The sequence below is a fragment of the Microbacterium sp. No. 7 genome, from assembly GCF_001314225.1.
Lineage (GTDB): Bacteria > Actinomycetota > Actinomycetes > Actinomycetales > Microbacteriaceae > Microbacterium.
Genome location: NZ_CP012697.1, coordinates 2,401,098 through 2,423,228, shown reverse-complemented (window position 1 = coordinate 2,423,228; position 22,131 = coordinate 2,401,098). Strand labels below are relative to the sequence as shown.

The window sequence follows — 22,131 nt, the reverse complement described above, 5'->3', positions numbered from 1 at the left end:
ACCCCTCCGAGCCGTCGTCACAGAGCGGCGAGGCGTCCACGGGCGGGGCTAGCGTGGGAGGCATGGCGGAACAGAGCGGTCACCGGGTCATCGAGCCGAGCGTGCTGTATGTCGGCACGCCCGTCTACCTGGTCGCGACGCGGAACCCCGACGGAACGGCGAACCTCGCGCCCGCCTCCAGCCACTTCGCGCTCGGCCGCATGATCGTGCTGGGGCTCGAGGAGGGCGGGCAGTCGCTCGACAACGTGCGCGCCCATCCCGAACTGACGGTGAGCTTCCCCGCGTCGCACCAGTGGACGCACGTCGAGAGCCTCGCGGGCGTCACCGGGAAGGATCCCGTGCCCGCCGAGAAGGCGGGGCAGTACGCGTTCGAGCCGCGCAAGTTCGAGCGGGCGGGCCTCACCGCGATCGGCTCCGACCTCGTCGGCGTGCCGCGCGTCGCCGAGGCGCCGCTGCAGCTCGAAGCGCGCGTCGCACGGATCACGCCGGGGGTCGCCGGCGTCTACGGGATGGTCGAGGCGGAGGTCGTGCGGGTGCACGCGGCGCCCGAGATCGTGGTGGAGGGCACCGACCACATCGACGCGGAGGCGTGGCATCCGCTCCTCTACGCCTACCGGACCTTCTTCGACCGCGGCGTCGAAGTGGGCTGGACCCGCAAGAACCCGCTCGCGGTGCCGCCCGCCGACGTCGAGCGCTGGGAGGTCGCGGGCGGCGAGTGGCGCGTGCGGTCGGCATCCGCGACGACCGCGACCGTCGAGCTGCGGCGGTGCGACGGGGGAGAGGTCGCCGACGTGCTGACCCTCACCGAGCCGCGCGACGTGCGCTGGGCGCGCGTGCAGCGCGCCATCGAGGGCGTCGGCTGACTACCGGCCGGCGAGGTGATCGGCGATCGCCCGCATCGCGTCGATCGTCTCGAGCTCGTCCTGCTCGGTCCCGTGGTCGCTGAGCTTCACGATCACGGTGCGCGCGTCCGGGGCGACGAAGACGTACTGGCCGTACACCCCGAGCGCAGTGACGTCGCCGTCGCTCGACGGGGCGTGCCACCACTGCGCCGAGTATCCCCAGCCGTCGACGGGCAGCTCGCCCGGGGTCGAGATGCGCGCGATCCACGCCTCGGGCACGACCTGCGCGTCGCCGACGCGACCTCCGTCGAGCACGAGCCGACCGAGGCGGGCGAAGTCGCGCGCCGTGGCGTTGAGGCAGCAGAAGCCCTTCTCGACGCCGCCTTCGCGGTCGAGGTTCCAGGACGCGTCCGCCTCCGCGCCCATCGGCGTCCACAGGTCCTCCGCGACGATCTGCGCGAGCGGGCGCCCGTCGACGCGGGTGAGGATCATCGACAGCATCTGCGTGTCGATGCTGCGGTACTCGCCCCGCGTGCCGGGGGCGAACGACACCTCGCGGTGCTCCGCGACGTACCCCGGCAGATCGGTGCTGAGCAGCAGGCGCGCGGTGCCCGTGAACGGCCACCAGGGGTTGTAGTTCTCCGACACGTCGATGCCCGAGGCCATGTCGAGCAGGTCGTGCACGGTGATGTCGTCGTACGCGTCGCCCGTGCGCAGCTCGGGGAGCAGGTCCGTCATCCGGTCGTCCTCGGAGAGGATGCCGCGCTCGATCGCCTGGCCGATCAGCAGCGACACGACCGACTTCGCGACCGACCACGACGAGAGCCGTGTCCCGGCGTCGACCCCCTCGGCGTACCATTCGTGCACCAGCCGTCCGTCGTGCAGCACGACGAAGGCCCGCGTGTGCGTCTCGTCGAGCATCTCCTGCGGCGTGATCCGGCCGCCCTTCCAGGGCACCGTCGCAGGCAGTCCGGCGTCGGCGGCCGCCTCGAGAGGACGTGCGGGACCCGACGAGACGACCGGCCGTGCGGCGAAGTCGCCGCCCTGCTCCGACGGCTCGTGGGCCTGCAGACGGACCAGGTCGTGCGGCGGAGGTACGCGCAGCGCCGCGGCGCCCGCGTACGCGGCGCCGACGACGAGCGCGACAGCGGAGGCGAGCACCGCGAGCGCGGTGCGACGACCCCGGCGGGTCATGAGCGCCGCTCTCCGGTCGCGGAGCCGGCCGGCGCGGCGATGGACTGTACGGCGCGCCACAGCGCGGCGAGCAGAGACTCGAGCACGTCGTCGTCGGTGACCGCGGCGAGCGCCGGCAGGTGGGCGGCGATGGCGGGATGCGTCTGCGCGGAGACGCCGGCGTAGACGGCGCCCCACGCGAGCAGATCGTGCTGCCGCTGCGCCGCCGGCAGGAGCGCCTGGGTCGCGCGCATGCCCGCGTAGCCGAGCACGGCGTCGGCGATCATGCGCTGCTGGTGCGCGACCTGCTCCGGCGGCACGCCGGCCTCGTCGAGCGCCCGCAGGGTGAGCTCGACGACGTCGATCTCTGCAGGCCCGCCGGTCGTGCGGCCGGCGACGAGGGCGCCGATGCCCGCGTGCCGCACGAACACGCGGACGAGCGCCCGGGCCAGCGCCATCATGCGCTCGTGCGGCACGAGGTCCGTGGGCACCTCGTCGAGCGCCAGACGCAGCAGCCGGTCGCCGGCGGCGCGCAGCAGGGCGTCGTGATCGGCGAAGTGGCGCCAGATCGCGGAGCGGTCCACTCCCAGCGCGTCGCCGAGCGTGCGCCCGCTGAGGGGCGCGTCGTCGCCGCGCGCGGCCGCGGCGATCGCGGCATCGACGATGACGGCGGGAGCGAGGGTGCGGCGAGTCATGTCACCAAAGATGTCATCAGTGATGACATCTCGTCAAGCCGAGCCGATGTCGTCACCGTGCGGGATCATCGACGTGTGACCGCGACGACCGATCCGCCCCCGCGCCCCGCCCGCACGAGGAGACGACTGCATCCGGCGTGGTGGGTCGTCGTCGCGACGTTCGTGGCGCTGTTCGCCGCGGCGGGGTTCCGCGCCGCGCCCGGCGCGCTCATGGTGCCGCTGAACCAGGAGTTCGGCTGGTCGATGAGCACGATGTCGCTCGCCGTCAGCGTCAACCTGCTGCTCTACGGCCTCACGGCGCCGTTCGCGGCCGCGCTCATGGACAGGTTCGGCCTGCGCCGGGTCATCGCGACCGCGCTCGTGCTCGTCGCGCTCGGCGCCGCCGGGAGCATCGCGGTGACCGACTCGTGGCAGCTCATCGTGTTCTGGGGCGTGCTCATCGGGATCGGCACCGGGTCGATGGCCCTCGTGCTCGCCGCGACGATCGCCGGGCGCTGGTTCGTCGCGCGGCGCGGGCTCGTGATGGGCCTGCTCACGGCGGCATCCGCGACGGGACAGCTCGTGCTGCTGCCGCCCGTCGCTGCGCTGGCCGAGAACGTCGGCTGGCGTCCCGCCTCGCTCGTGATCGCGGGCGCGGCGCTGGCGGCCGTGCCGCTCGTGCTGCTCGTGATCCGCGACCATCCGGAGGACCGCGGAACGGTGCCCTACGGCGCCGACCCCGCGACCTACGTCGCGCCGCCGCGCGCCACGGGCGGAGCCGTGTCGCGCGCGCTCGAGGGGCTCGCGTTCGCCGCGCGCCATCGCTCGTTCTGGGCGCTCGCGATCGCCTTCGCCATCTGCGGCGCGACGACGAACGGGCTGGTCGGCGTGCACTTCATCCCGTCGGCCCACGACCACGGCATGCCCGCGACGACGGCGGCCGGGCTGCTCGCCCTGGTCGGCGTCTTCGACGTCGCCGGCACGATCGCCTCGGGCTGGCTGACCGACCGCTTCGACCCGCGCAAGCTGCTGGCCGCCTACTACGGGTTCCGCGGGGTGGGCCTGCTGGCGCTGCCCTGGCTGCTCGCCGACCACGTGCACCCGAGCATGTGGGTGTTCATCGTGGTCTACGGACTCGACTGGGTCGCGACCGTGCCGCCCACGGCGGTGCTGTGCCGCCGCATCTTCGGCGAGCGCGGGACCATCGTGTTCGGCTGGGTCTTCGCCGCGCACCAGGTCGGCGCCGCCGTGGCGGCGCTCACCGCGGGCGTCGTGCGCGACGCGTTCGGCGACTACACGCTCGCCTGGTGGGGCGGTGCGGCGCTGTGCGCGGTCGCCGCGGTGCTGTCGTTCCTCACGCGGCGCGGCACTGCGGGGAGATGACCGGTGCGGCGAGATAGGTTGGAGACGTGAAAGCCAGCCCCGCCGACCAGCGTCGCCTCCTCGACCTCGCCGAACTGGACGCCGCGATCCAGCGCGCCGACCATGCGCGCCGCAATCCCGCGCAGGCGGCGCGGGTGCAGGAGCTCATCGCCCAGCGCCAGACGCAGTCGGCCGAGCTGTCGCGCCTGCTCGGCGAGCGCGACGACGCCCAGGCCGAGCTGAAGCGCCTCGAGGCCGACGTCGCCCTCGTCGCGGCGCGCGTCGAGCGCGACCGTCAGCGCCTCGCGACGACCTCGAACCCGAAGGACGCCCAGGGGCTGGAGCACGAGCTCGCGTCGCTCGCCAAGCGCACGTCCGACCTCGAGGACGCCGAGCTGGTCGTCATGGAGCGGCTCGAAGAGGCGGATGCCGCGGTGGCGGCGCAGCAGGCCGTGATCGCCACGACCAACGAGGAGGGCGCCCGGCTGAGCGCCGAGGCGAAGGCGTCCGTGGCCGAGGCGACCGCGCTGCACGAGCAGGCCACGCGCGACCGCGGCGCGATCGCGCAGTCGATCGCCGCCGACCTGCTCGCGCAGTACGAGCGGATCGCCGCGCGCGGCACCGGTGCGGGGCTGCTCGCGCGCCGCACGTGCGGCGGATGCCACATGGTGCTGTCGGGAAGCGACCTGCGCGGGCTCGCGGAAGCGGCCGACGACGACGTCGTCCTGTGCCCCGAGTGCGGCTGCATCCTGGTGCGCACCGAGGAATCCGGGCTGTGACGCGGGCGGCGCGATGAGCGCGCCGCCGTGGACGATCGTCGCGCGCGACGACGACGGAGCCGTGCTCGTCACGGTCGACGGGCGCGGTGCCGAGCAGGCGCGCCGGCGCGTCGCCCTCGCCGAACTGCCGTCGGCGCTCGGCGACGACGTGCGGCCGGTGTGGAACGACACCGCGCAGTGGTATCCCGCACTGCTCGACGCCGGCATGACGCTGGCGCGGTGCCGCGATCTCCGGCTGAGTCACGCCATCCTCCGCGACAGCGCCCTGGTGGACGCGCCGCCGCTGCGCGCGGCCACGGCGTGGGACGCCGGGCCGAGCACGGTGTCCGGCGCGCCGTCGCCCGCGCTGTTCGAGCTCGACGAGCTCGCGCCCGGGATCCCCGACCGCGTCGACGAGGTGCTCGCGGAGTTCGCCCGCCAGCAGGCGGCCGTCGACGGATCGCGCGACCCCGGCCGGCTGCGCCTGCTGCTCGCCGCGGAGTCGGCCGGCGCCCTCGTCGCCGCCGAGCTGCACGCCGCGGGGGTGCCGTGGGATCGCGGCGTGCACGAGGCGATCCTCACCGACGTGCTGGGCGGGCGGCCCGGCCCCGGGTCGCACGCACCGCGCGCGGAGGAGCTCGCGACACGCATCCGCGAGCTGCTCGGCGATCCGCAGGCGAGCCTGGACTCGCAGCCGAAGCTGCTGCGGGCGCTGCATCGCGTCGGGGTGCTCGCCTCGTCGACGAGCCGGTGGGAGCTCGCCGAGCACGATCATCCCGTCGTCGCACCGCTGCTGGAGTACAAGAGGCTCACGCGCCTGGAATCGGCGAACGGGTGGAACTGGCTCGACGAATGGGCCGGCGGCGGGCGGTTCCGCCCCGTCTACGTGCCGGGCGGGGTCGTGACCGGGCGCTGGGCCTCGTCGGGCGGCGGCGCGCTGCAGCTTCCGCGGCAGCTCCGGCCCGCCGTGCGCGCCGACGAGGGCTGGCTGCTCGTCGTCGCCGACGTCGCACAGCTCGAGCCGCGCGTGCTCGCCGCGATGTCGGGCGATCTCGCGCTCGCGGACGCGGCGCGCGGCACCGACCTGTACCAGGGCATCGTCGCATCAGGGGTGGTGGGCACGCGCCAGGAGGCGAAGATCGCCGTGCTCGGGGCGATGTACGGCGGCACGACCGGCGACAGCGGCCGGCTCGTCCCCGCGCTGCGGCGGGCCTATCCTCGCGCGATGGCGCTCGTCGACGAGGCCGCGCGCGTGGGGGAGGAGGGCGGCGTCGTCTCGACGTGGCTCGGCCGGTCGGCCCCGCCTCCGCCGGCCTCGTGGCACCGGGTGCAGCAGCGCGCCGCGGATCCCGACGCCGACGACGCCGATCGCGCCCGCGCCGTGCGGGCCGCGCGCGACCGCGGCCGGTTCACGCGCAACTTCGTCGTGCAGGGCACGGCGGCGGAGTGGGCCCTGGCCTGGCTCGCCGACCTGCGCGGCCGCCTCGCGGCGCTGCCGGTCGTGCCCGAGGACCGGCGTGCGCCGCTGTCGGGCGTCGCGCTCGGCGGCCGCGCGCATCTCGCGTTCTTCCTGCACGACGAGATCGTGCTGCACGCGCCGGAGGAGCAGGCCGAGCTCGCGGCGCAGGCCGTGCGCGATGCCGCGGACGCCGCGACCCGCCTGCTCTTCGGCACGTTCCCCGTCGACTTCCCGCTCGACCTGCGCATCTCGCGCGATGCCGGCAAGGCGCTTCTAGAATGAGGGGACGAATGGGTCGGCTGGACGGTCGCGTGGCGGGTCACCGCACCGAGGAACGTCCGGGCTCCGCAGGGCAGGGCGGTGGGTAACACCCACCCGGAGCAATCCGCGAGACAGTGCCACAGAGAGCAGACCGCCGGGGCGCGAGCCCCGGTAAGGGTGAAAGGGTGGTGTAAGAGACCACCGGGATCGTGGTGACACGATCCGCAGGGCAAACCTCGCCCGGAGCAAGGCCAGACAGGGGATGCCGACGCGGCCCGCCGAGTCCCCGGGTAGGCCGCTGGAGCGCCGCGGCAACGCGTCGCCGAGAGAGATGACCGTCGAAGGGGCGTCAGCCCCGGAACAGAACCCGGCGTACAGGCCGGCCCATTCGTCCCCGCTCCAGGCGGCCCTGCCCCGGAGCGTCGCGTCTCACGAGGCCGAGAGCGCCGCGGCGCCGATGATGCCGGCGTTGTTGCGGTGCACCGCCGGCACGATCGGCGTCTTCAGGTCGAGCAGCGGAAGGAACTTGTCGGCGTGCTTGGACACGCCGCCGCCGACGATGAACAGGTCGGGGCTGAGCAGGAACTCCAGGTGCGAGTAGTACCACTGCAGGCGCGGCGCCCAGTCGGCGAACGACAGCTCCTCGCGCTCCATCGCCGAATAGGCCGCCCAGCGCTCCGCGTCGCCCTCGAGGCCGCTCTTCTCCAGGTGGCCCAGCTCGCAGTTGGGGATCAGCCGGCCGTCGTGGAGCAGCGCGGTGCCGATGCCGGTGCCGAGCGTCGTCAGCATGACGAGCCCCTCGACGTCGCGCGCGGCGCCGTAGCGCTGCTCGGCGACGCCGGCGACGTCGGCGTCGTTGGCGAAGTGGATCTCGCGGCCCAGTCCCTCCTCGAAGAACGTCTCGGCGTCGAAGCCGATCCAGGTCTTCGCGACGTTCGCCGCCGACATCGTGCGACCGCGCTTGACGATCGCCGGGAAGGCCACGCCGAGCGGGACGTCGTCGTCGGTCACGCCGATCGTCTCGAGCACGATCTTGACCGCGGCGAGCACGTCGTCGGGCTCGGCGCCCTTCGGCGTCGGCACTTTGATCCGCTTCGTCAGGAGCTGTCCCGACTCGAGATCGACCAGGGCTCCCTTGATGCCCGTCCCACCGATGTCCACACCCACGGCGCGCGTTGCGTTCGTCATGCCAGAGAGCCTAGTCAGCAACCGGCCCGCGCTGACTAGGATCGCAGGAAGAACATCCCGTTCGCGCCCCGCGGGCGGCCGGCAGCAAGGAGCACCCCATGGGCGGCGAGGAGAAGTACTGGTACAACCTCACGACGGGCGCCGTCGAGCGAGGGTTCGAGTCGCCCTCGGTGGAGCGCGCCGGCCCGTTCGACACCGCCGAGGAGGCGGCGCGCGCGCCCGAGGTGATCGCGGAGCGGTCGCGGGCGTGGGCCGAGGAGGAGGCGCGCGAGGACGCGTGGGGCTCGGGCGGCGCGACGGGCGGAAAGGACGCCGAAGGCCGATAGTCTGAGAGTCAGTTCCGCGTCGGAGAGGGTGCCATGGACAAGCAGCGTGATTTCGTCCTGCGAATGATCGAGGAGCGAGGCGTGAAGTTCGTGCGCCTCTGGTTCACGGATGTCATCGGCACCCTGAAATCCGTCGCGATCGCGCCGGCCGAGGTCGAGGGGGCGTTCGCCGAGGGGCTGGGCTTCGACGGCTCCGCCATCGAGGGCCTCACGCGCTCGTACGAGTCCGACCTGCTCGCGCACCCCGACCCGACGACGTTCCAGACGCTGCCGTGGCGCGGCGAGGTCGACCCGACCGCCCGCATGTTCTGCGACATCACGACGCCCGACGGGCAGCCCGCGGTCGCCGATCCGCGCAACGTGCTCAAGCGCAGCCTCGCGCGCGCGGCCGAGGCGGGCTTCACGTTCTACACGCATCCCGAGATCGAGTTCTACCTGCTGAAGTCGTCGTCGTACGGCCCCGACGGCCCGGAGCCGGTCGACTCGGCCGGCTACTTCGACAACGTGCCGGGCGGCACGGCGCACGACTTCCGCCGGCGCTCGGTGCGCATGCTCGAAGATCTCGGCATCTCCGTCGAGTACAGCCACCACGAGGGCGGCCCGGGGCAGAACGAGATCGACCTGCGCTACGCCGACGCCCTCGCGACCGCGGACAACATCATGACCTTCCGCACGGTCGTCAAGGAGGTCGCGATCGAGCAGGGCGTCTACGCGACGTTCATGCCCAAGCCGATCAGCGGCCAGCCGGGCAGCGGCATGCACACGCACATGTCGCTGTTCGAGGGCGACACGAACGCGTTCTACCAGGAGGGCGCGCAGTACCAGCTCTCGCAGACCGGCCGGCAGTTCATCGCGGGCCTGCTCCGCCACGCCAACGAGGTCGCCGCCGTGACGAACCAGTTCGTCAACTCCTACAAGCGGCTCTGGGGCGGCGACGAGGCGCCGAGCTTCATCTGCTGGGGTCACAACAACCGTTCCGCCCTCGTGCGCGTGCCGATGTACAAGCCGGGCAAGGGGCAGTCGGTGCGCGTCGAGTACCGTGCGCTCGACTCGGCGGCCAACCCGTATCTCGCGTTCGCCCTGCTGCTGGCGGCCGGTCTCAAGGGCATCGAGGAGGGGTACGAGCTGCCCCCCGAGGCGGAGGACAACGTCTGGTCGCTGACGGAGTCGGAGCGGCGCGCGCTCGGCTACAAGCCGCTGCCGGCGAGCCTCGACCAGGCTCTCGCAGCGATGGAGGAGTCGGAGCTGGTCGCCGAGACGCTCGGCGAGCAGGTCTTCAACTACGTGCTCCTGAACAAGCGCCGCGAGTGGCAGGAGTACCGTGCTCAGGTCACCCCGTTCGAGCTGAAGAGCAACCTGGAGATGCTCTGAGCACGCCATGACCCGAGAACGCGCGTCATCGCGGACGCTTCTGGCACGGCTGGGCTTCGGCGACCTGACACGCGCCGACGAGCTGCTGACCGAGCTCACGGAGCTGATCGGACGCGATCGCGAGGAGATCCTCGCGCACGCCGAGCTCGCCGCCGACCCCGACGCCGTGCTCGAGGCGCTCGTGAAGGTGGCCCGGCGCGACGGCGACGTCGTGGGATACGCGGTGGCCCGACGGGGGGCGTCCCTCTGGCGCCTGCTCGGCGCCTCGCGGGGGTTCGCCGACTTCTACCTGCGCAACCCGGCCGAGCTCGCGCACCTCGCCGACGGCGACACCACCCTGCCGAGCGAGCAGGAGCTGCGCGACGAGCTGCGCGACGCGGTCGGGGCCGGCGACGACGGCTTCGCCGAGAGCGGCGCGGAGGAGGCGTGTGTCGCCCTGCGGGTGCGATACCGTCGCCTGCTCGCGCGCATCGCCGTGTTCGACCTCTCCGCGCCGTCGGCCGTCGACGTGCTCGCGGACGTCGCGGCGTGCCTCGCGGATGCCGCGGGAGCGGCCCTCGACGCGTCGCTGCACGTCGCGCGCACGAAGGTGTCGTCGAGCGGCGCGGGCATCGGGCTCTTCCCCCGCGACCAGGTGGCGGCGACCGAGCTCGCCATCATCGGCATGGGCAAGACCGGCGCACGCGAGCTCAACTACGTCAGCGACGTCGACGTGATCTTCGTCGGCGGCGCCGACGACGCGACGATCGAGTCGCTCGGCGAGAGCAGGGTCATCGACATCGCGACACGGCTCGCCGTGCAGACGATGCGCGGCATCAGCGACATCGAGCGCGAGCCGCCGCTGTGGGAGGTCGATCCCAACCTGCGCCCCGAGGGCAAGCAGGGCGCGCTCGTGCGCAGTCTCGACTCGCACATCGCCTACTACGAGCGCTGGGCGAAGAGCTGGGAGTTCCAGGCGCTGCTCAAGGCACGGCCCATCGCGGGCGACGTCGAGCTCGGCGAGCGCTACGTCGCCGCCGTGCAGCCCAAGGTGTGGACGAGCGCGGCCCGCGAGAACTTCGTCGACAGCGTGCAGCGCATGCGCGAGCGCGTCACCGACCACATCCCGGCCGACGACGTCGCCCACCAGATCAAGCTCGGACCCGGCGGCATCCGCGACATCGAGTTCACGGTGCAGCTGCTGCAGCTCGTGCACGGGCTCTCCGACGACACGATCCGCCAGCGCGGCACGCTGCCCGCGCTCGAGGCCCTGGTCGCGGAGGGCTACGTGGGCCGTGCCGAGGGCGCGACGTTCGCGCAGGACTACCGCACGCTGCGGGTGCTCGAGCACCGCATGCAGCTCGCCGGCCTGCGTCGCACGCACCTCATGCCCCGCGACGACGAGGGGCGGCGCGTCCTCGCGCGCGCGTCGGGTCTGGCCGACTCGGGCGAGGCCGTGTGGGAGCTGTGGGAGCAGATCAAGCGCGAGGTGCGCGAGATCCACGTGCGCCTCTTCTACCGGCCGCTGCTGTCGGCCGTCGCGGCACTCCCGGCCGACGAGCAGACGCTCTCGCCGCAGCAGGCGCACGACCGTCTCGCGGCCATCGGCTTCCGCGATCCCGCGGGCACGCTGCGCCACATGGGCGCGCTGACCGAGGGGCTCAGCCGCAAGGCGTCGATCCAGCGGCACCTCATGCCGGTCATGATCCGGTGGTTCGCCGACGGCGTCGACCCCGACTACGGCCTGCTCGCGTTCCGGCGCGTGAGCGACCGGCTGGGGGACACCCCGTGGTTCCTCCGCATCCTGCGCGACTCCTCGGGCGCCGCCGAGCGGCTGACGAGGGTGCTGTCGGGATCGCGCTACGTCGGGGAGCTCATGGAGTGGATCCCCGACTCCGTCGCCTGGCTCGACGCCGAGGAGCAGCTGCAGCCGCGCAGCGGCGTGCAGCTGGAGGAGGAGGCCCGCGCGATCCAGGGACGCCACCAGACGATCCGGGACGCGATGAAGGCCGTGCGCGTGCTGCGCCGGCGCGAGCTGCTGAGACTGGCCCTGACGAGCCTGATCGGCCGGATCACGATCGACGACCTCGCCGAGGCGCTGACCACGATCAGCGAGGTCACGATCCAGGCGACCCTGCGCGCCGTGCGCCGCGAGGTCGTGCCTCCCGAGGATGCCGCGCTGCAGTTCGCCGTCGTCGCGATGGGCCGGTTCGGCGGGTCGGAGCTCGGGTTCGGCTCGGACGCCGACGTGCTCTACGTCTACGATCCGAACGGGATCGATCCCGAGCGCGCGCACCAGCTCTCCCAGCGTCTCGTCGCGGGCCTGCGCGAGCACTCCGACGATCCGCGCCTGCCGTTCGAGCTCGACGCCGATCTGCGACCGGAGGGCCGCAACGGGCCGCTCGTGCGCTCCATCGAGTCCTATGCGTCGTACTACGAGCGCTGGTCGCTGTCGTGGGAGGCGCAGGCGCTGCTGCGGGCGCGGGGCGTGGCGGGCAGCGTGACCCTGATCGACCGGTTCATGCGGCTCGCCGACACGGTGCGCTACCCGGAGAACATCGCCGTCGGCGATCTGCGCGAGATCAAGCGCATCAAGGCGCGGGTGGAGAGCGAGCGCCTGCCGCAGGGCGTGGATCGCTCGCGGCATCTCAAGCTCGGCCCGGGCGGCCTGAGCGACGTCGAATGGCTGGTGCAGTCGCTGCAGCTCGCACACGCCGACCGGGTGCCGGGCCTGCGCACGACGTCGACGCTCGGCGCGCTGGAGGCGGCCCGCGAGGCGGGGCTCGTGCCCGACGCCGCGGCCGAGCGGCTCGCGACGGCGTGGCGGCTCGCCAGCCGGCTCCGCTCGGCGAACACGCTGCTGTCGGGGCAGACGAGCGACGTGCTCCCGACCGATCGCGCGAAGCTCGACGGCATCGGCCGGCTGCTCGACTACCCGCCGCGGTCGGCGACCCTCGTCGAGGAGGACTGGCTGCGCGCCGCCCGCCGCGCCCGCCGCGTGTTCGAGAAGCTCTTCTACGGTTGAGTCGTGCCGGGTCAATGCGAAGCGTTGACGCGGCACGACTCAAGATCGAGTGCCGGCGCACAGCGCCGGCGTACCGAGATCTCACAGTTCCACGCGGAGGATTCCACACCGCACCCGAGATCTCACAGTTCCGCGCGGAGGATTCCACACCGCACCCCATACCTCACGCCACCCCCATTGGCATCCCTCCCGAAGCTGAGGCACAGTGGAAGCCATGAGCACGCGGACCATCGGCATCGTCTGGAACCCCTCGAAGCTCGACGGCGACGGCCTGCGGGCCGTCGTCGACGACGTGTTCGGCGCGGACGCCGACGTGCGCTGGTGGGAGACGAGCGAGGACGACCCGGGCGCGGGGATGGCTGCCGAGGCCGTCGCCGGGGGCTGCGCGCTCGTGCTCGCCGTCGGCGGGGACGGCACCGTGCGTGCGGTCGCGGAGTCGCTCGCCGGCTCCGACGCCGAGCTCGCGATCGTGCCCCAGGGCACGGGCAACCTGCTCGCCCGCAACCTGGGCGTGCCGCTCGGCGACCTCCGCGCCGCACTGGAACGCGCCCGCGACGGGGACGCGCGTCCGATCGACCTGGGCTGGGTGTCGTACGACGGCGACGAGGGCACGATCGAGCGTGCGTTCGCCGTCATGATCGGGTTCGGGCTCGACGCGCACATGCTGGTGCAGACCGACGACGACCTGAAGGAGAAGGCCGGATGGCTCGCCTACGTCGAGGCCCTCGGACGGGCCGTGTCCGCGACCGATCTCGTGCCCCTGACGCTCGCCGTCGACGGGGGCGAGCCGCGTGAGGTCGAGGCGCACACGGTGCTGGTCGGCAACTGCGGCACGATCCAGGGCGGGCTCGCGATCCTGCCCGCGGCCGAGGTCGACGACGGCCTGCTCGACGTGCTCGTCGTGACCTCCGACGGCGTCGTACAGTGGCTCGACACGGTGCGCTCGGTCGTCTGGGACAACGGCATCAAGCGGCTCTTCGGCGGTCGTGACGAGGCCGTCAGCACCGACTCGACAGAGCATCTGTCGACCACGTCGATCGACGTCGTCCTCAGCGCGCCGCAGCCCTTCGAGATCGACGGCGAGGAGGTCGGCGAGATCTCGGCGTTCCGGGCCCGCGTCCAGCCCGGCGCGCTGCGCGTGCGCTGACGATGGAGGCGACGGAACGGGGTTCGCGCGGGTCTCTCGCGCCCTTCGTCGTGTTCGCCGTGCTCGGGGTGCCGGCCATGTTCGTCGTGTGGACCTGGTACGGCCTGTCGTTCTTCGAGGAGATGACCGAGCAGCCGAAGGCGCTGGCTGCCGGCACGACGATGGAGGGGCAGGGCATGCTGTTCGGCCTGCCGCCGCTCATCGTCGCCCATGTCGTCGGTCTGCTCGTCCTCGGCGGCTTCGCGCGTCGCGCGGCGCGTCCGGGGCGGCGGGCGATGGTCTGGGCCGTTATCGCGGTGGCGGCGGCCTCCGTCGCCGGCATCCTGCTCGCTCAGCTGGTCTGGGAGGGGCGCCTGTTCGAGATGGGCGCGAACTCGCCGCCCCCGTACGTGCCGTGAGCGTGCCGCCTGCCTGCTTGGCAGGAGCGACGACCGCCGCCGCCTCTGGACTCCGCAGGAGCTTGCCGACGACACGGGCATCCCCGTCAGGACGCTCGCGGACCGGCGGACGGAACCCGCGCGGAGCAGGGGTCTCGGATTGCCGTTCGTCGCACAACGTCCGCGACCGCGATGAGGATGTCGAGGCGTTCATCGCAGGGCGGCTCATGGTCCCGATGGACAGGGCGGCCGACTGATGGCGCGGCCGAAGCGCGCGCTCGGCGGGAACTCGGAGCGGAAGCGGCATATCCGAAACGACACCGTGTCCACGATCCGGGGTCAAGGCCTCATCCTGACCACCCATCGGCGAAACCTCTAATGTAAGTGCATGTATAACTTGTTGCTGAGGTTGTCCGCGCTCGATGCCGACGCCGCAAGCGCTCTTCGGGTTATCGGCTTCTTCGATGCATTGATCGCGCAACAGGCGGATGTCGCGACGGTGTTGCGACATACTGCAGAACTCGCCGAGGCTCCGGCAGGAATCCGGACCGCGGACGGCATTCTCAGCCAGATCGCCGAGCCCGGGGGGCTTCTGCGCGCGGGGGACCCTCCGCCCGACGCAGCCCTCCACCGCTTGGCCACAGGCGACGAACTGTGGCTCGACCGGGCGGGTGCGCCACTGCCGCTGGATGAGCTGGTCATCGAACGGTTCGGGCTGGCGGTGACTGCGGCGCTGGGGAGGAGCCGGGAGCACCAGATCGCTGAGTCGGATCCCGAGACACTGGTGCAGCAGGCCCTTCGTCCCGGTCTGCCCGACGCGGATCGGCACAGGTTGGTCCGTCGTCTCGGCCTTGACCCGGCTCGCGCCATCCGGGTGCTCGCCGTGATCGGTTCCTCCGACGCCGCTGCCGACATCTCCGCGCAGCTGAAGCCGGCACGGCATGGGGACATCGGCAAGGTGACGGCGATCGTCACCTCGGCGGCGATCGACAACCGCACGATCAGAGTGCCCGTCGGTGCGCGCTTCGGAACCTCGACCGCCCGCGACGCCGATGGCCTGCCCACGGCGTGGCGACAGGCCCAAGCCGCATTGCGGCTCAGCCTGCCCAGCACCCATCCGAAGCCCCCGTACGAGATGGAGGAAGCGGCGATCGTGCGTTACGGGCAGATGGGTGCGATCGCCGCCGTCATAGAGCGCCTGCCGAAGGCGGCTTTGGCGGACATCCCGGACGTCGATGCGCTGGATCGGCTGGCCGCGGAGCTCGGTGGCGAGGACATGATCAGGACTCTCGAGGCAGTCGCAGCGACCAAGTCGTTCCGCCGCGCCGCGGTGATGCTGCATCTGCACCACAATTCGGTGGGGCACCGCGTGACGCGGGCGGAAAAGGTGCTGGGATTTCGCATCTCGGACAAGTACGGGCACGCCCGGTTGATGGTCGCGATCATCCTGCAGCGCCTGCGCAACTCCATCGATCTGTTCTGACTCGCCGCGCCTTGTGACATATGGCGCACCGCCTGGTCGATGCTGCGCCAAACGACCCGTGACACGTATCGCGGCGCCTCATAGCCTGAAAGAGGTTTCGACAGCAACGTGGCTATCTCTCGGAGGAGACCGTGCGGATGACGTATCGCCTGGATCCAGAACTGGTGCCTTGGATCTCAATGCTGCCGCAGGTGAGCCTTCACGACATCGCCGCCGCCAGGCGAGAGCTGGCCGCGTCGCTGGGCGCGTTTCGCAGTGCGCCACCGACCGGCGACGTGCGCGTCGAGGATCGGTTCATTCCCGGTCCCATCGGTGCTCGGGACATCCGCGCCCGCATCTACACGCCGGCAGACCTTCCCGGTCCGCTCCCTGGCATGCTCTACCTCCACAGCGGCGGCTTCGTGCTCGGCAGCATCGACTATGAGGACCACGCCATCTCGACCATCGCCGACGGGGCGGGCGCGGTGGTGGTGGCCGTCGACTACCGGCTGGCGCCCGAGAACCCGTATCCGGCCGGGATGGAGGACTGCTATGCGGCCTTGATCTGGATGGCCGAGAACGCCGCTCTGCTCGACATGGACCCCGACCGGATCGGGGTCGGCGGCGCCAGCGCCGGCGGCGGACTCGCGGCGGGAGTCGCGCTGCTGAGCCGGGACCGCAACGGGCCGCGGCTGTGCCTGCAGTACCTGGACGCCCCCGAGCTGGACGACCGTATGACGACCCCCTCGATGACCGCCTACACCGACACGCCGGTCTGGACCCGGCTCCACACGCAGCTCTCCTGGGAGGCCTATCTGGCGGGCGCGGATGCTGACGGCTACGCCGCGCCCGCCCGGATGGCAGACCTGTCCGGGCTTCCGCCCGCCTACATCGGCGTGTGCCAGTTCGATCCACTGCGCGATGAGGCGATCGACTACGCGCAACGCCTGGCCCAGTCCGGCACTCCCACCGAGCTGCACCTGTACCCGGGGGCGTTCCACGGCTCCTGGCTCGTCACGGAGGCCGCAGTCTCCCGACGGATGGTCGACGACACCGTCCAACGGATTCGGGCACTGCTGAACCAGCCCACCGCGCACTCGTAGTCACTCCGCCGACACTCACGCTGTCCCCGCTGCACCCGCAGCACCCGTCGCTTTAGGGCGACGGTTTGAAGTGCCCAAAGAAAGGTCCACCATGGCAATCGACGAGGCAACGGCCGGATTCCTGGCCCAGATGGCCGCGCAGGGCGGCCCGCCCCTGCACGAGCTCGCACCCGCTGACGCACGTCAGATGATCGCGATGCTGACTCAGCTCTCGGGCCCGGGTCCCGACGTGGCGTCCGTCTCGGACCACACGCTGAGCACCCCGGACGGGGGCTCGTTCGCGATCCGGGTGCTCACACCGGAGCTCCCCAAGGCGGTCGTCGTCTACTACCACGGTGGCGGCTGGGTCCTCGGTGACATTCCGCAGGTCGACAACCTGGGCCGGCAGCTGGCCTTGCGCACGGACTCCACCGTCGTCCTGGTGGACTACCGGCTGGCGCCCGAGCACCGATACCCGATCGCGGTGGAGGACGCCTGGCAGGCGCTCACCTGGGTCGAGGAGAACCTCGACTCGATCGCCGGCGGGACGGTGCCGATCATCGTCGCGGGCGACTCGGCGGGGGGCAATCTGGCAGCGATCGTGGCCCAGCGTTCTCGCGACCGGTCGGGCCCGCCCGTCGCCCTGCAAGTGCTCATCTATCCGGTCACCGACGCCGACCTGAACACGCCCTCGTACCTGGCCGCCGAGAACCAGCTCATGCTGTCCAAAGACTCGATGATCTGGTTCTGGGACCACTACGCCGATGAGAGTCGTCGAGCTGAGCCGGACGCCTCGCCGCTGCGAGCAACGGATCTGTCCGGTCTGCCGCCGGCAGTGGTGCTGATCGCTGAGCACGACGTGCTGCGCAGCGAGGGCGAAGCCTACGCCGAGGCACTGGAGTCGGCGGGAGTCTCGGTCCGGCAGCGACTCTTCGAGGGTCAGATGCACGGCTTCTTCACGATGGTCAACATCCTCCCCGGCGCCGCCGCGGGATTGGACTACGTCGCTGACGCCATCAACGCGTCGATCGCCCCGCAGTCCGCAAACCTCTGAACGCAAGCACGGATGAAACAAGGAGAGCAGTCAATGGTGACTGAGACAGCAACTACTACGAGCCCCGCAGCCGACATCGACCAAGGCGACTATGACGTCGTCATCATCGGCGCCGGGTTCGGCGGCCTGGCCATGCTCCGCCGAGTGCGTGAGCTCGGCCTGTCCACGGTGGCGTTCGAGCGCGCCCCGGACGTCGGCGGGACCTGGTACTGGAACGCCTACCCCGGTGCTCGCTGCGACGTGGAGAGCCTGCAGTACAACTACTCCTTCGATCCCGAGCTGCGAACGGAGTATCAGAGCAAGTGGCCGGAGCGGTACTCCCAGCAGCCGCAGATCCTCGAGTACGCCCGGCACGTCGCCGACCGCTACAACCTGCGTGGCGACATCCGCTTCGAACGGACAGTGACCCGGGTCTCCTGGGACGAGGACGCAAGGAAGTGGACGATCGTGACCGATCGGGGCGATCGGGTGACCTGCACCTTCGTGCTCACCGCGGTGGGCTGCCTGTCCGACTCGAAGATCCCCGGCATCCCCGGCGTCGACGACTTCCAGGGGGAGTCGTGCCACACCGGCCGTTTCCCGCACGAAGGCGTGAACTTCAGCGGAAAGCGCGTCGTGCAGATCGGCACCGGCTCCTCGGGGGTGCAGATCGCGCCGGTGCTCGCGCGGACCGCAGCGCACTTGACCATCCTGCAGCGGACGCCGCAGTACTCGGTGCCTGCCGGAAACGTCCCGATGACCCCAGAGTTCGTTGCGCAGTCGCTCAAGGCGATCGAACAGGCCAAGGCCGCGATGGCCGAACGGCCGATGGTCCGCAGGCTCTGGGAGTCGTTGTCGACCAAGAGCATCTTCGACGACACACCAGAGGAACGGCAGGCCTACCTTGAGGCGCTCTGGGTCAGCGCCGGTGCGTACTTCCCGTTCGGCTACAGGGACACGATGACCGACCCCGCGGCGAACGAGATCATCTCCGAGTTCGCGCGGGACAAGATCCGTTCGATCGTCAAGGATCCCGAGACCGTGCGGAAGCTGCTCCCGACCTATCCGATGGGGACCAAGCGTCAGATCGTCGACACCGGCTACTTCGAGATCTTCAACGAGTCGCATGTGGACCTCGTGGACGTGCACGCCGATCCGATCGAACGGATCGTCCCCGAAGGCGTCCAGCTGGCCAGCGGCAAGGTGATCGAAGCCGACATCATCGTGTACGCCACCGGTTTCGACGCCATGACCGGTCCGCTCCTCGGGCTCAACATCATCGGCGTGGACGGGCAGCGTCTCCAGGACGCCTGGGAAGCCGGTCCGCAGACCTATCTCGGCTTGTCGACGCACGGGTTTCCCAACCTGTTCATGCTGACCGGCCCCGGCAGCCCGTCGGTGCTGAGCAACGTCATCGAGGCCATCGAGCAGCACGTGGACTGGCTGACCGATCTGCTGAGCCATCTGCGCGACAAGGGGGTCGACCGGATCGAGGCTGAGCTGCGGCCGCAGACGACGTGGACGCAGCACGTGACGGACATGGCGAACGAGTCGCTGTGGCCGAAGGCCGACTCCTGGTATCTGGGCGCCAACATCCCCGGCAAACCGCGGGTGTTCATGCCCTACATCGGTGGCAGCGCCCTCTATCAGTCCGAGATCGACGACGTCGCGGCGAAGGAGTACGAAGGCTTCACGCAGTCACCGAGCCGGATGCCGGTGGCAGCGGGCTGACGCTCACGGTCGTCCGTGAACGGCCAGAAGATGGACTGAGCCCCACACGGCGATCGCCGTGTGGGGCTCAGTCCATCTCGGGCCTCGGAGACCGGGAGTGCGGTCCCCAAGAAACCTCTCGGGATCAGACCCCGAAGTAGAGCTCGTACTCGAACGGGTGCGGGCGCGCGTTCATCGGCTGGATCTCGTTCGCGATCTTGTACTCGATCCACGTCTCGATCAGCTCGGGGGTGAACACGTTGCCGCGCGTGAGGAACTCGTTGTCGGCGCGCAGCGCCTCGAGCGAATCGAGCAGCGAGTTCGGCACCTGCGGGATGTTCTTGGCCTCCTCGGGCGGCAGCTCGTAGAGGTCCTTGTCGACCGGCTCGTGCGGCTCGATGCGGTTGACGATGCCGTCGATGCCGGCCATCAGCTGCGCCGCGAAGGCGAGGTACGGGTTGCCCGAGGCGTCGGGGGCGCGGAACTCGATGCGCTTGGCCTTCGGGTTCGAGCCCGTGATCGGGATGCGCACCGCGGCCGAGCGGTTGCCCGCCGAGTAGACGAGGTTGACGGGAGCCTCGTAGCCCTTGACGAGACGCTTGTACGAGTTCATCGTCGGGTTCGTGAACGCCAGCACCGCGGGGGCGTGGGCCAGCAGGCCGCCGATGTACCAGCGCGCCGTGTCGGAGAGCTGGGCGTAGCCGCGCTCGTCGAAGAACAGCGGCTTGCCGTCGAGCCACAGCGACTGGTGCGTGTGCATGCCCGAGCCGTTGTCGCCGAACAGGGGCTTGGGCATGAAGGTCGCGACCTTGCCCCACTCCTGCGCCGTGTTCTTGACGATGTACTTGAACTTCAGGATGTCGTCGGCGGCGTGCACCATCGTGTCGAACTTGTAGTTGATCTCGGCCTGGCCGCCGGTGCCGACCTCGTGGTGGGCGCGCTCGAGCTCGAGGCCCGCATCGATGAGCTTCAGCGAGATGTCATCGCGCAGGTCGGCCTGCTTGTCGACGGGGGAGACGGGGAAGTAGCCGCCCTTGTACGGGGTCTTGTTGCCCAGGTTGCCGCCCTCTTCGACGCGGCCCGTGTTCCACGCGCCCTCCTCCGAGTCGACGAAGTAGAAGCTCTGGTTCTGCTTCACGTCGTAGCGCACGTCGTCGAAGATGTAGAACTCGGCCTCGGGGGCGAAGAACGCCGTGTCGGCGATGCCGGTCGACGCGAGGTACTTCTCGGCCTTCTTGGCGACCTGGCGCGGGTCCTTGTGGTAGATCTCGCCCGTGCGCGGGTTGTAGATGTCGAAGAGCATGATGAGCGTCTTCGCCTCGCGGAACGGGTCGATGTACGCGGTCGACACGTCCGGGATCAGCTGCATGTCCGACTCGTGGATGTTCGCGAAGCCGCGGATCGAGGAGCCGTCGAACAGCTGGCCGACGGTGAAGAAATCCTCGTCGACGGTCGAGGCCGGGATGTTGAAGTGCTGCTGCACACCGGGAAGATCCGTGAAACGGATGTCGAGGAACTTGACGTCCTCGTCCTTGATGTACTTCAGTACCTCGGATGAATCTTTGAACATGGACTCTCCAGGATCGGGGCGGAACTTCGCCTGTGCACGCCGTGCATGGTCGTGTCGGCGTGCCAGAACTGATTCGACCGTACCGGGGAGCCATATCTCTTGGGTATCGCGAATGTTTCGGGCGTGTTACACGGGACGGATAGGCTGGGTCGGTGAGCGTAGCGGACGGTGAGAGCTCTTATCCGGGCGAGCGGCTGGGTCTGCCCGTGTCGGGCCCGAACAGCATCGCGCGGCCGGGTCGCCGCATCGCGGCGCTCGTGATCGACTGGGCCGCGGCGGTCGTGATCTCGATCGCGTTCTTCTCGTACGACTCGTTCGCGACGCTGCTGATCTTCGTGGTCGTGCAGATCGTGTTCATCCCGACCGTGGGCGGCAGCCCGGGGCACCGCCTGCTGGGCATGCGGGTCGTGCGTCTCGACGGCGCCTGGCCGGGGCTCTGGCGCCCCGTCGTGCGCACGGCGCTGCTCGCGCTCGTGATCCCCGCCGTGATCTGGGACCCGGATCAGCGCGGGCTGCACGACAAGGCCGCCGGCACCATCCTGCTGCGCACCTCGTAGGGCAGGTCTCAGCGCGGGCGCGGCGCCCGCACCTTGGTGGGGTCGATGCCCTTCGGGATCGGCAGCGACGTGAGCGACTGCGACACGGAGTCGATGCGCTTGACGACGGCCGCCATCGTTGCCCGGTCGAGTTGCTTCGGCAGCTTCTTGATCGTCTTCGCGAGCTTCGGCAGCGGCACCTCGCCCTCGCCGTGTCCCACGTAGAGCACCTCGATGTGCACGCCGGAGGCGACGCGCTGCACCTTGACGCGCTCGTCGTTGATGAGCCGCGACAGCCGGCCGCGCGCACCCTCGCCCACGACGACGACGCCGCCGCGCCCCACGACGCGGTACACGGCGTCCTGCGTCTTGGGGTTGACGCCGACGGGCATGTCGGAGGCCACCCAGGCGCGGCCGAGCCCCGTCGAGAGCACGTGCCCCGTGGCGCCCGGCACGCCGTCGATCTTCTTGTACATCGCGGTCGTGGCCAGGCGGGTCAGCAGGATCATGCCGCCGAGCACGCCGAACATCAGGCCCGAGATCGCCCAGAGGATGACGCTCCAGATCGCGACCGGCGGCACCAGGAACCCGACGAGCAGGCCGAGGCCGACGCCCAGGACGACGATTCCCGCGAGCACCCACGGCAGCCACGGGTAGATCTCCCGGGTGAACGTGAACAGCGATCCGATCTGACGGAAGAATCCGGGACGCTTCTCGGGGGAGGAACTGCGCGGCGACATGGCATCCAGCCTACCTTCGCGGCCCACTCCTCCTACACAACGCGCGAATCGCGCGG

Annotated in this window: 19 protein-coding genes and 1 other RNA gene; 15 read left to right on the top strand and 5 right to left on the bottom strand. The window is 70.8% G+C overall.

Going from position 1 to position 22,131, the window contains the following annotated elements; genetic code table 11:
• The first annotated feature begins 62 nt into the window (after positions 1 to 62).
• The gene (locus tag AOA12_RS11200) at positions 63 to 863 is read left to right on the top strand and encodes a flavin reductase family protein (RefSeq protein WP_082406170.1); all 801 of its coding nucleotides are present in this window, start codon (positions 63 to 65) and stop codon (positions 861 to 863) included.
• Here AOA12_RS11200 and AOA12_RS11195 read toward each other — a convergent pair whose 3' ends face one another.
• Together AOA12_RS11195 and AOA12_RS11190 are read right to left on the bottom strand one after the other, a co-directional pair.
• Positions 864 to 2,036: a serine hydrolase domain-containing protein gene (locus tag AOA12_RS11195; RefSeq protein ID WP_054682765.1), complete on the bottom strand. Its 1,173-nt coding sequence runs from the start codon at positions 2,034 to 2,036 to the stop codon at positions 864 to 866.
• Positions 2,033 to 2,710, bottom strand: a complete 678-nt coding sequence (locus AOA12_RS11190) for a TetR/AcrR family transcriptional regulator C-terminal domain-containing protein (protein WP_054682763.1) — start codon at positions 2,708 to 2,710, stop codon at positions 2,033 to 2,035. Before AOA12_RS11190 ends, AOA12_RS11195 begins: the two co-directional genes overlap by 4 nt.
• A gap of 75 nt (positions 2,711 to 2,785) precedes the next feature.
• On the opposite strand from AOA12_RS11190, the gene AOA12_RS11185 reads away from it, so the two are divergent.
• From AOA12_RS11185 to rnpB, 4 genes are all read left to right on the top strand, one after another.
• Complete coding sequence (locus tag AOA12_RS11185; protein WP_054682761.1) at positions 2,786 to 4,072, top strand: MFS transporter; 1,287 nt, start codon at positions 2,786 to 2,788, stop codon at positions 4,070 to 4,072.
• 26 nt (positions 4,073 to 4,098) lie between these two features.
• Complete coding sequence (locus tag AOA12_RS11180; protein ID WP_054682759.1) at positions 4,099 to 4,830, top strand: zinc ribbon domain-containing protein; 732 nt, start codon at positions 4,099 to 4,101, stop codon at positions 4,828 to 4,830.
• Between the two features lie 13 nt (positions 4,831 to 4,843).
• Positions 4,844 to 6,550 (top strand): bifunctional 3'-5' exonuclease/DNA polymerase, encoded by a 1,707-nt coding sequence (locus tag AOA12_RS11175; RefSeq protein WP_054682756.1) that lies wholly within the window; start codon positions 4,844 to 4,846, stop codon positions 6,548 to 6,550.
• A 9-nt stretch (positions 6,551 to 6,559) separates the two neighbouring features.
• Positions 6,560 to 6,920: RNase P RNA component class A (gene rnpB / locus AOA12_RS21200), an RNA gene on the top strand.
• Positions 6,921 to 6,958: 38 nt separating this feature from the next.
• Here the strand turns inward: rnpB and ppgK are convergent.
• Positions 6,959 to 7,717 carry a polyphosphate--glucose phosphotransferase gene (ppgK, locus tag AOA12_RS11170; protein WP_054682754.1) on the bottom strand — a complete coding sequence of 253 codons (759 nt, stop codon included), beginning with the start codon at positions 7,715 to 7,717 and terminating at the stop codon, positions 6,959 to 6,961.
• A gap of 98 nt (positions 7,718 to 7,815) precedes the next feature.
• Here ppgK and AOA12_RS11165 point away from each other — a divergent pair, with 98 nt between their 5' ends.
• The 9 genes from AOA12_RS11165 to AOA12_RS11125 all read left to right on the top strand — a co-directional run bounded on the left by AOA12_RS11165 (position 7,816) and on the right by AOA12_RS11125 (position 19,250).
• Positions 7,816 to 8,043: a hypothetical protein gene (locus AOA12_RS11165; RefSeq protein WP_054682752.1), complete on the top strand. Its 228-nt coding sequence runs from the start codon at positions 7,816 to 7,818 to the stop codon at positions 8,041 to 8,043.
• Positions 8,044 to 8,076: 33 nt separating this feature from the next.
• Complete coding sequence (gene glnA / locus AOA12_RS11160; RefSeq protein ID WP_054682750.1) at positions 8,077 to 9,414, top strand: type I glutamate--ammonia ligase; 1,338 nt, start codon at positions 8,077 to 8,079, stop codon at positions 9,412 to 9,414.
• A 7-nt stretch (positions 9,415 to 9,421) separates the two neighbouring features.
• Positions 9,422 to 12,418: a bifunctional [glutamine synthetase] adenylyltransferase/[glutamine synthetase]-adenylyl-L-tyrosine phosphorylase gene (locus tag AOA12_RS11155; protein ID WP_054682748.1), complete on the top strand. Its 2,997-nt coding sequence runs from the start codon at positions 9,422 to 9,424 to the stop codon at positions 12,416 to 12,418.
• Positions 12,419 to 12,632: 214 nt separating this feature from the next.
• Complete coding sequence (locus AOA12_RS11150) at positions 12,633 to 13,565, top strand: diacylglycerol/lipid kinase family protein (protein WP_054682746.1); 933 nt, start codon at positions 12,633 to 12,635, stop codon at positions 13,563 to 13,565.
• A gap of 2 nt (positions 13,566 to 13,567) precedes the next feature.
• Positions 13,568 to 13,963: a hypothetical protein gene (locus AOA12_RS11145; protein ID WP_054682744.1), complete on the top strand. Its 396-nt coding sequence runs from the start codon at positions 13,568 to 13,570 to the stop codon at positions 13,961 to 13,963.
• A gap of 367 nt (positions 13,964 to 14,330) precedes the next feature.
• Complete coding sequence (locus tag AOA12_RS11140; protein WP_054682742.1) at positions 14,331 to 15,425, top strand: helix-turn-helix domain-containing protein; 1,095 nt, start codon at positions 14,331 to 14,333, stop codon at positions 15,423 to 15,425.
• A gap of 137 nt (positions 15,426 to 15,562) precedes the next feature.
• Entirely contained in the window at positions 15,563 to 16,507 is a 945-nt protein-coding gene (locus AOA12_RS11135) for an alpha/beta hydrolase (RefSeq protein ID WP_054682739.1), read from the top strand.
• Between the two features lie 91 nt (positions 16,508 to 16,598).
• Entirely contained in the window at positions 16,599 to 17,540 is a 942-nt protein-coding gene (locus tag AOA12_RS11130; RefSeq protein ID WP_054682737.1) for an alpha/beta hydrolase, read from the top strand.
• 33 nt (positions 17,541 to 17,573) lie between these two features.
• A complete protein-coding gene (locus tag AOA12_RS11125) occupies positions 17,574 to 19,250 on the top strand; it encodes a flavin-containing monooxygenase (protein ID WP_054682736.1) in 1,677 nt (558 codons plus the stop codon).
• A 124-nt stretch (positions 19,251 to 19,374) separates the two neighbouring features.
• On the opposite strand, the gene glnA (AOA12_RS11120) is transcribed toward AOA12_RS11125, so the two are convergent.
• Positions 19,375 to 20,799, bottom strand: coding sequence for a type I glutamate--ammonia ligase (gene glnA / locus AOA12_RS11120; RefSeq protein WP_054682734.1), 1,425 nt, complete (start codon positions 20,797 to 20,799; stop codon positions 19,375 to 19,377).
• 152 nt (positions 20,800 to 20,951) lie between these two features.
• On the opposite strand from glnA (AOA12_RS11120), the gene AOA12_RS11115 reads away from it, so the two are divergent.
• The gene (locus AOA12_RS11115) at positions 20,952 to 21,356 is read left to right on the top strand and encodes an RDD family protein (RefSeq protein ID WP_054682733.1); all 405 of its coding nucleotides are present in this window, start codon (positions 20,952 to 20,954) and stop codon (positions 21,354 to 21,356) included.
• A gap of 8 nt (positions 21,357 to 21,364) precedes the next feature.
• On the opposite strand, the gene AOA12_RS11110 is transcribed toward AOA12_RS11115, so the two are convergent.
• On the bottom strand, positions 21,365 to 22,075 hold the full coding sequence (locus AOA12_RS11110) for a DUF4191 family protein (RefSeq protein WP_054682731.1): 711 nt from the start codon (positions 22,073 to 22,075) through the stop codon (positions 21,365 to 21,367).
• Between the last annotated feature and the right edge of the window lie 56 nt (positions 22,076 to 22,131).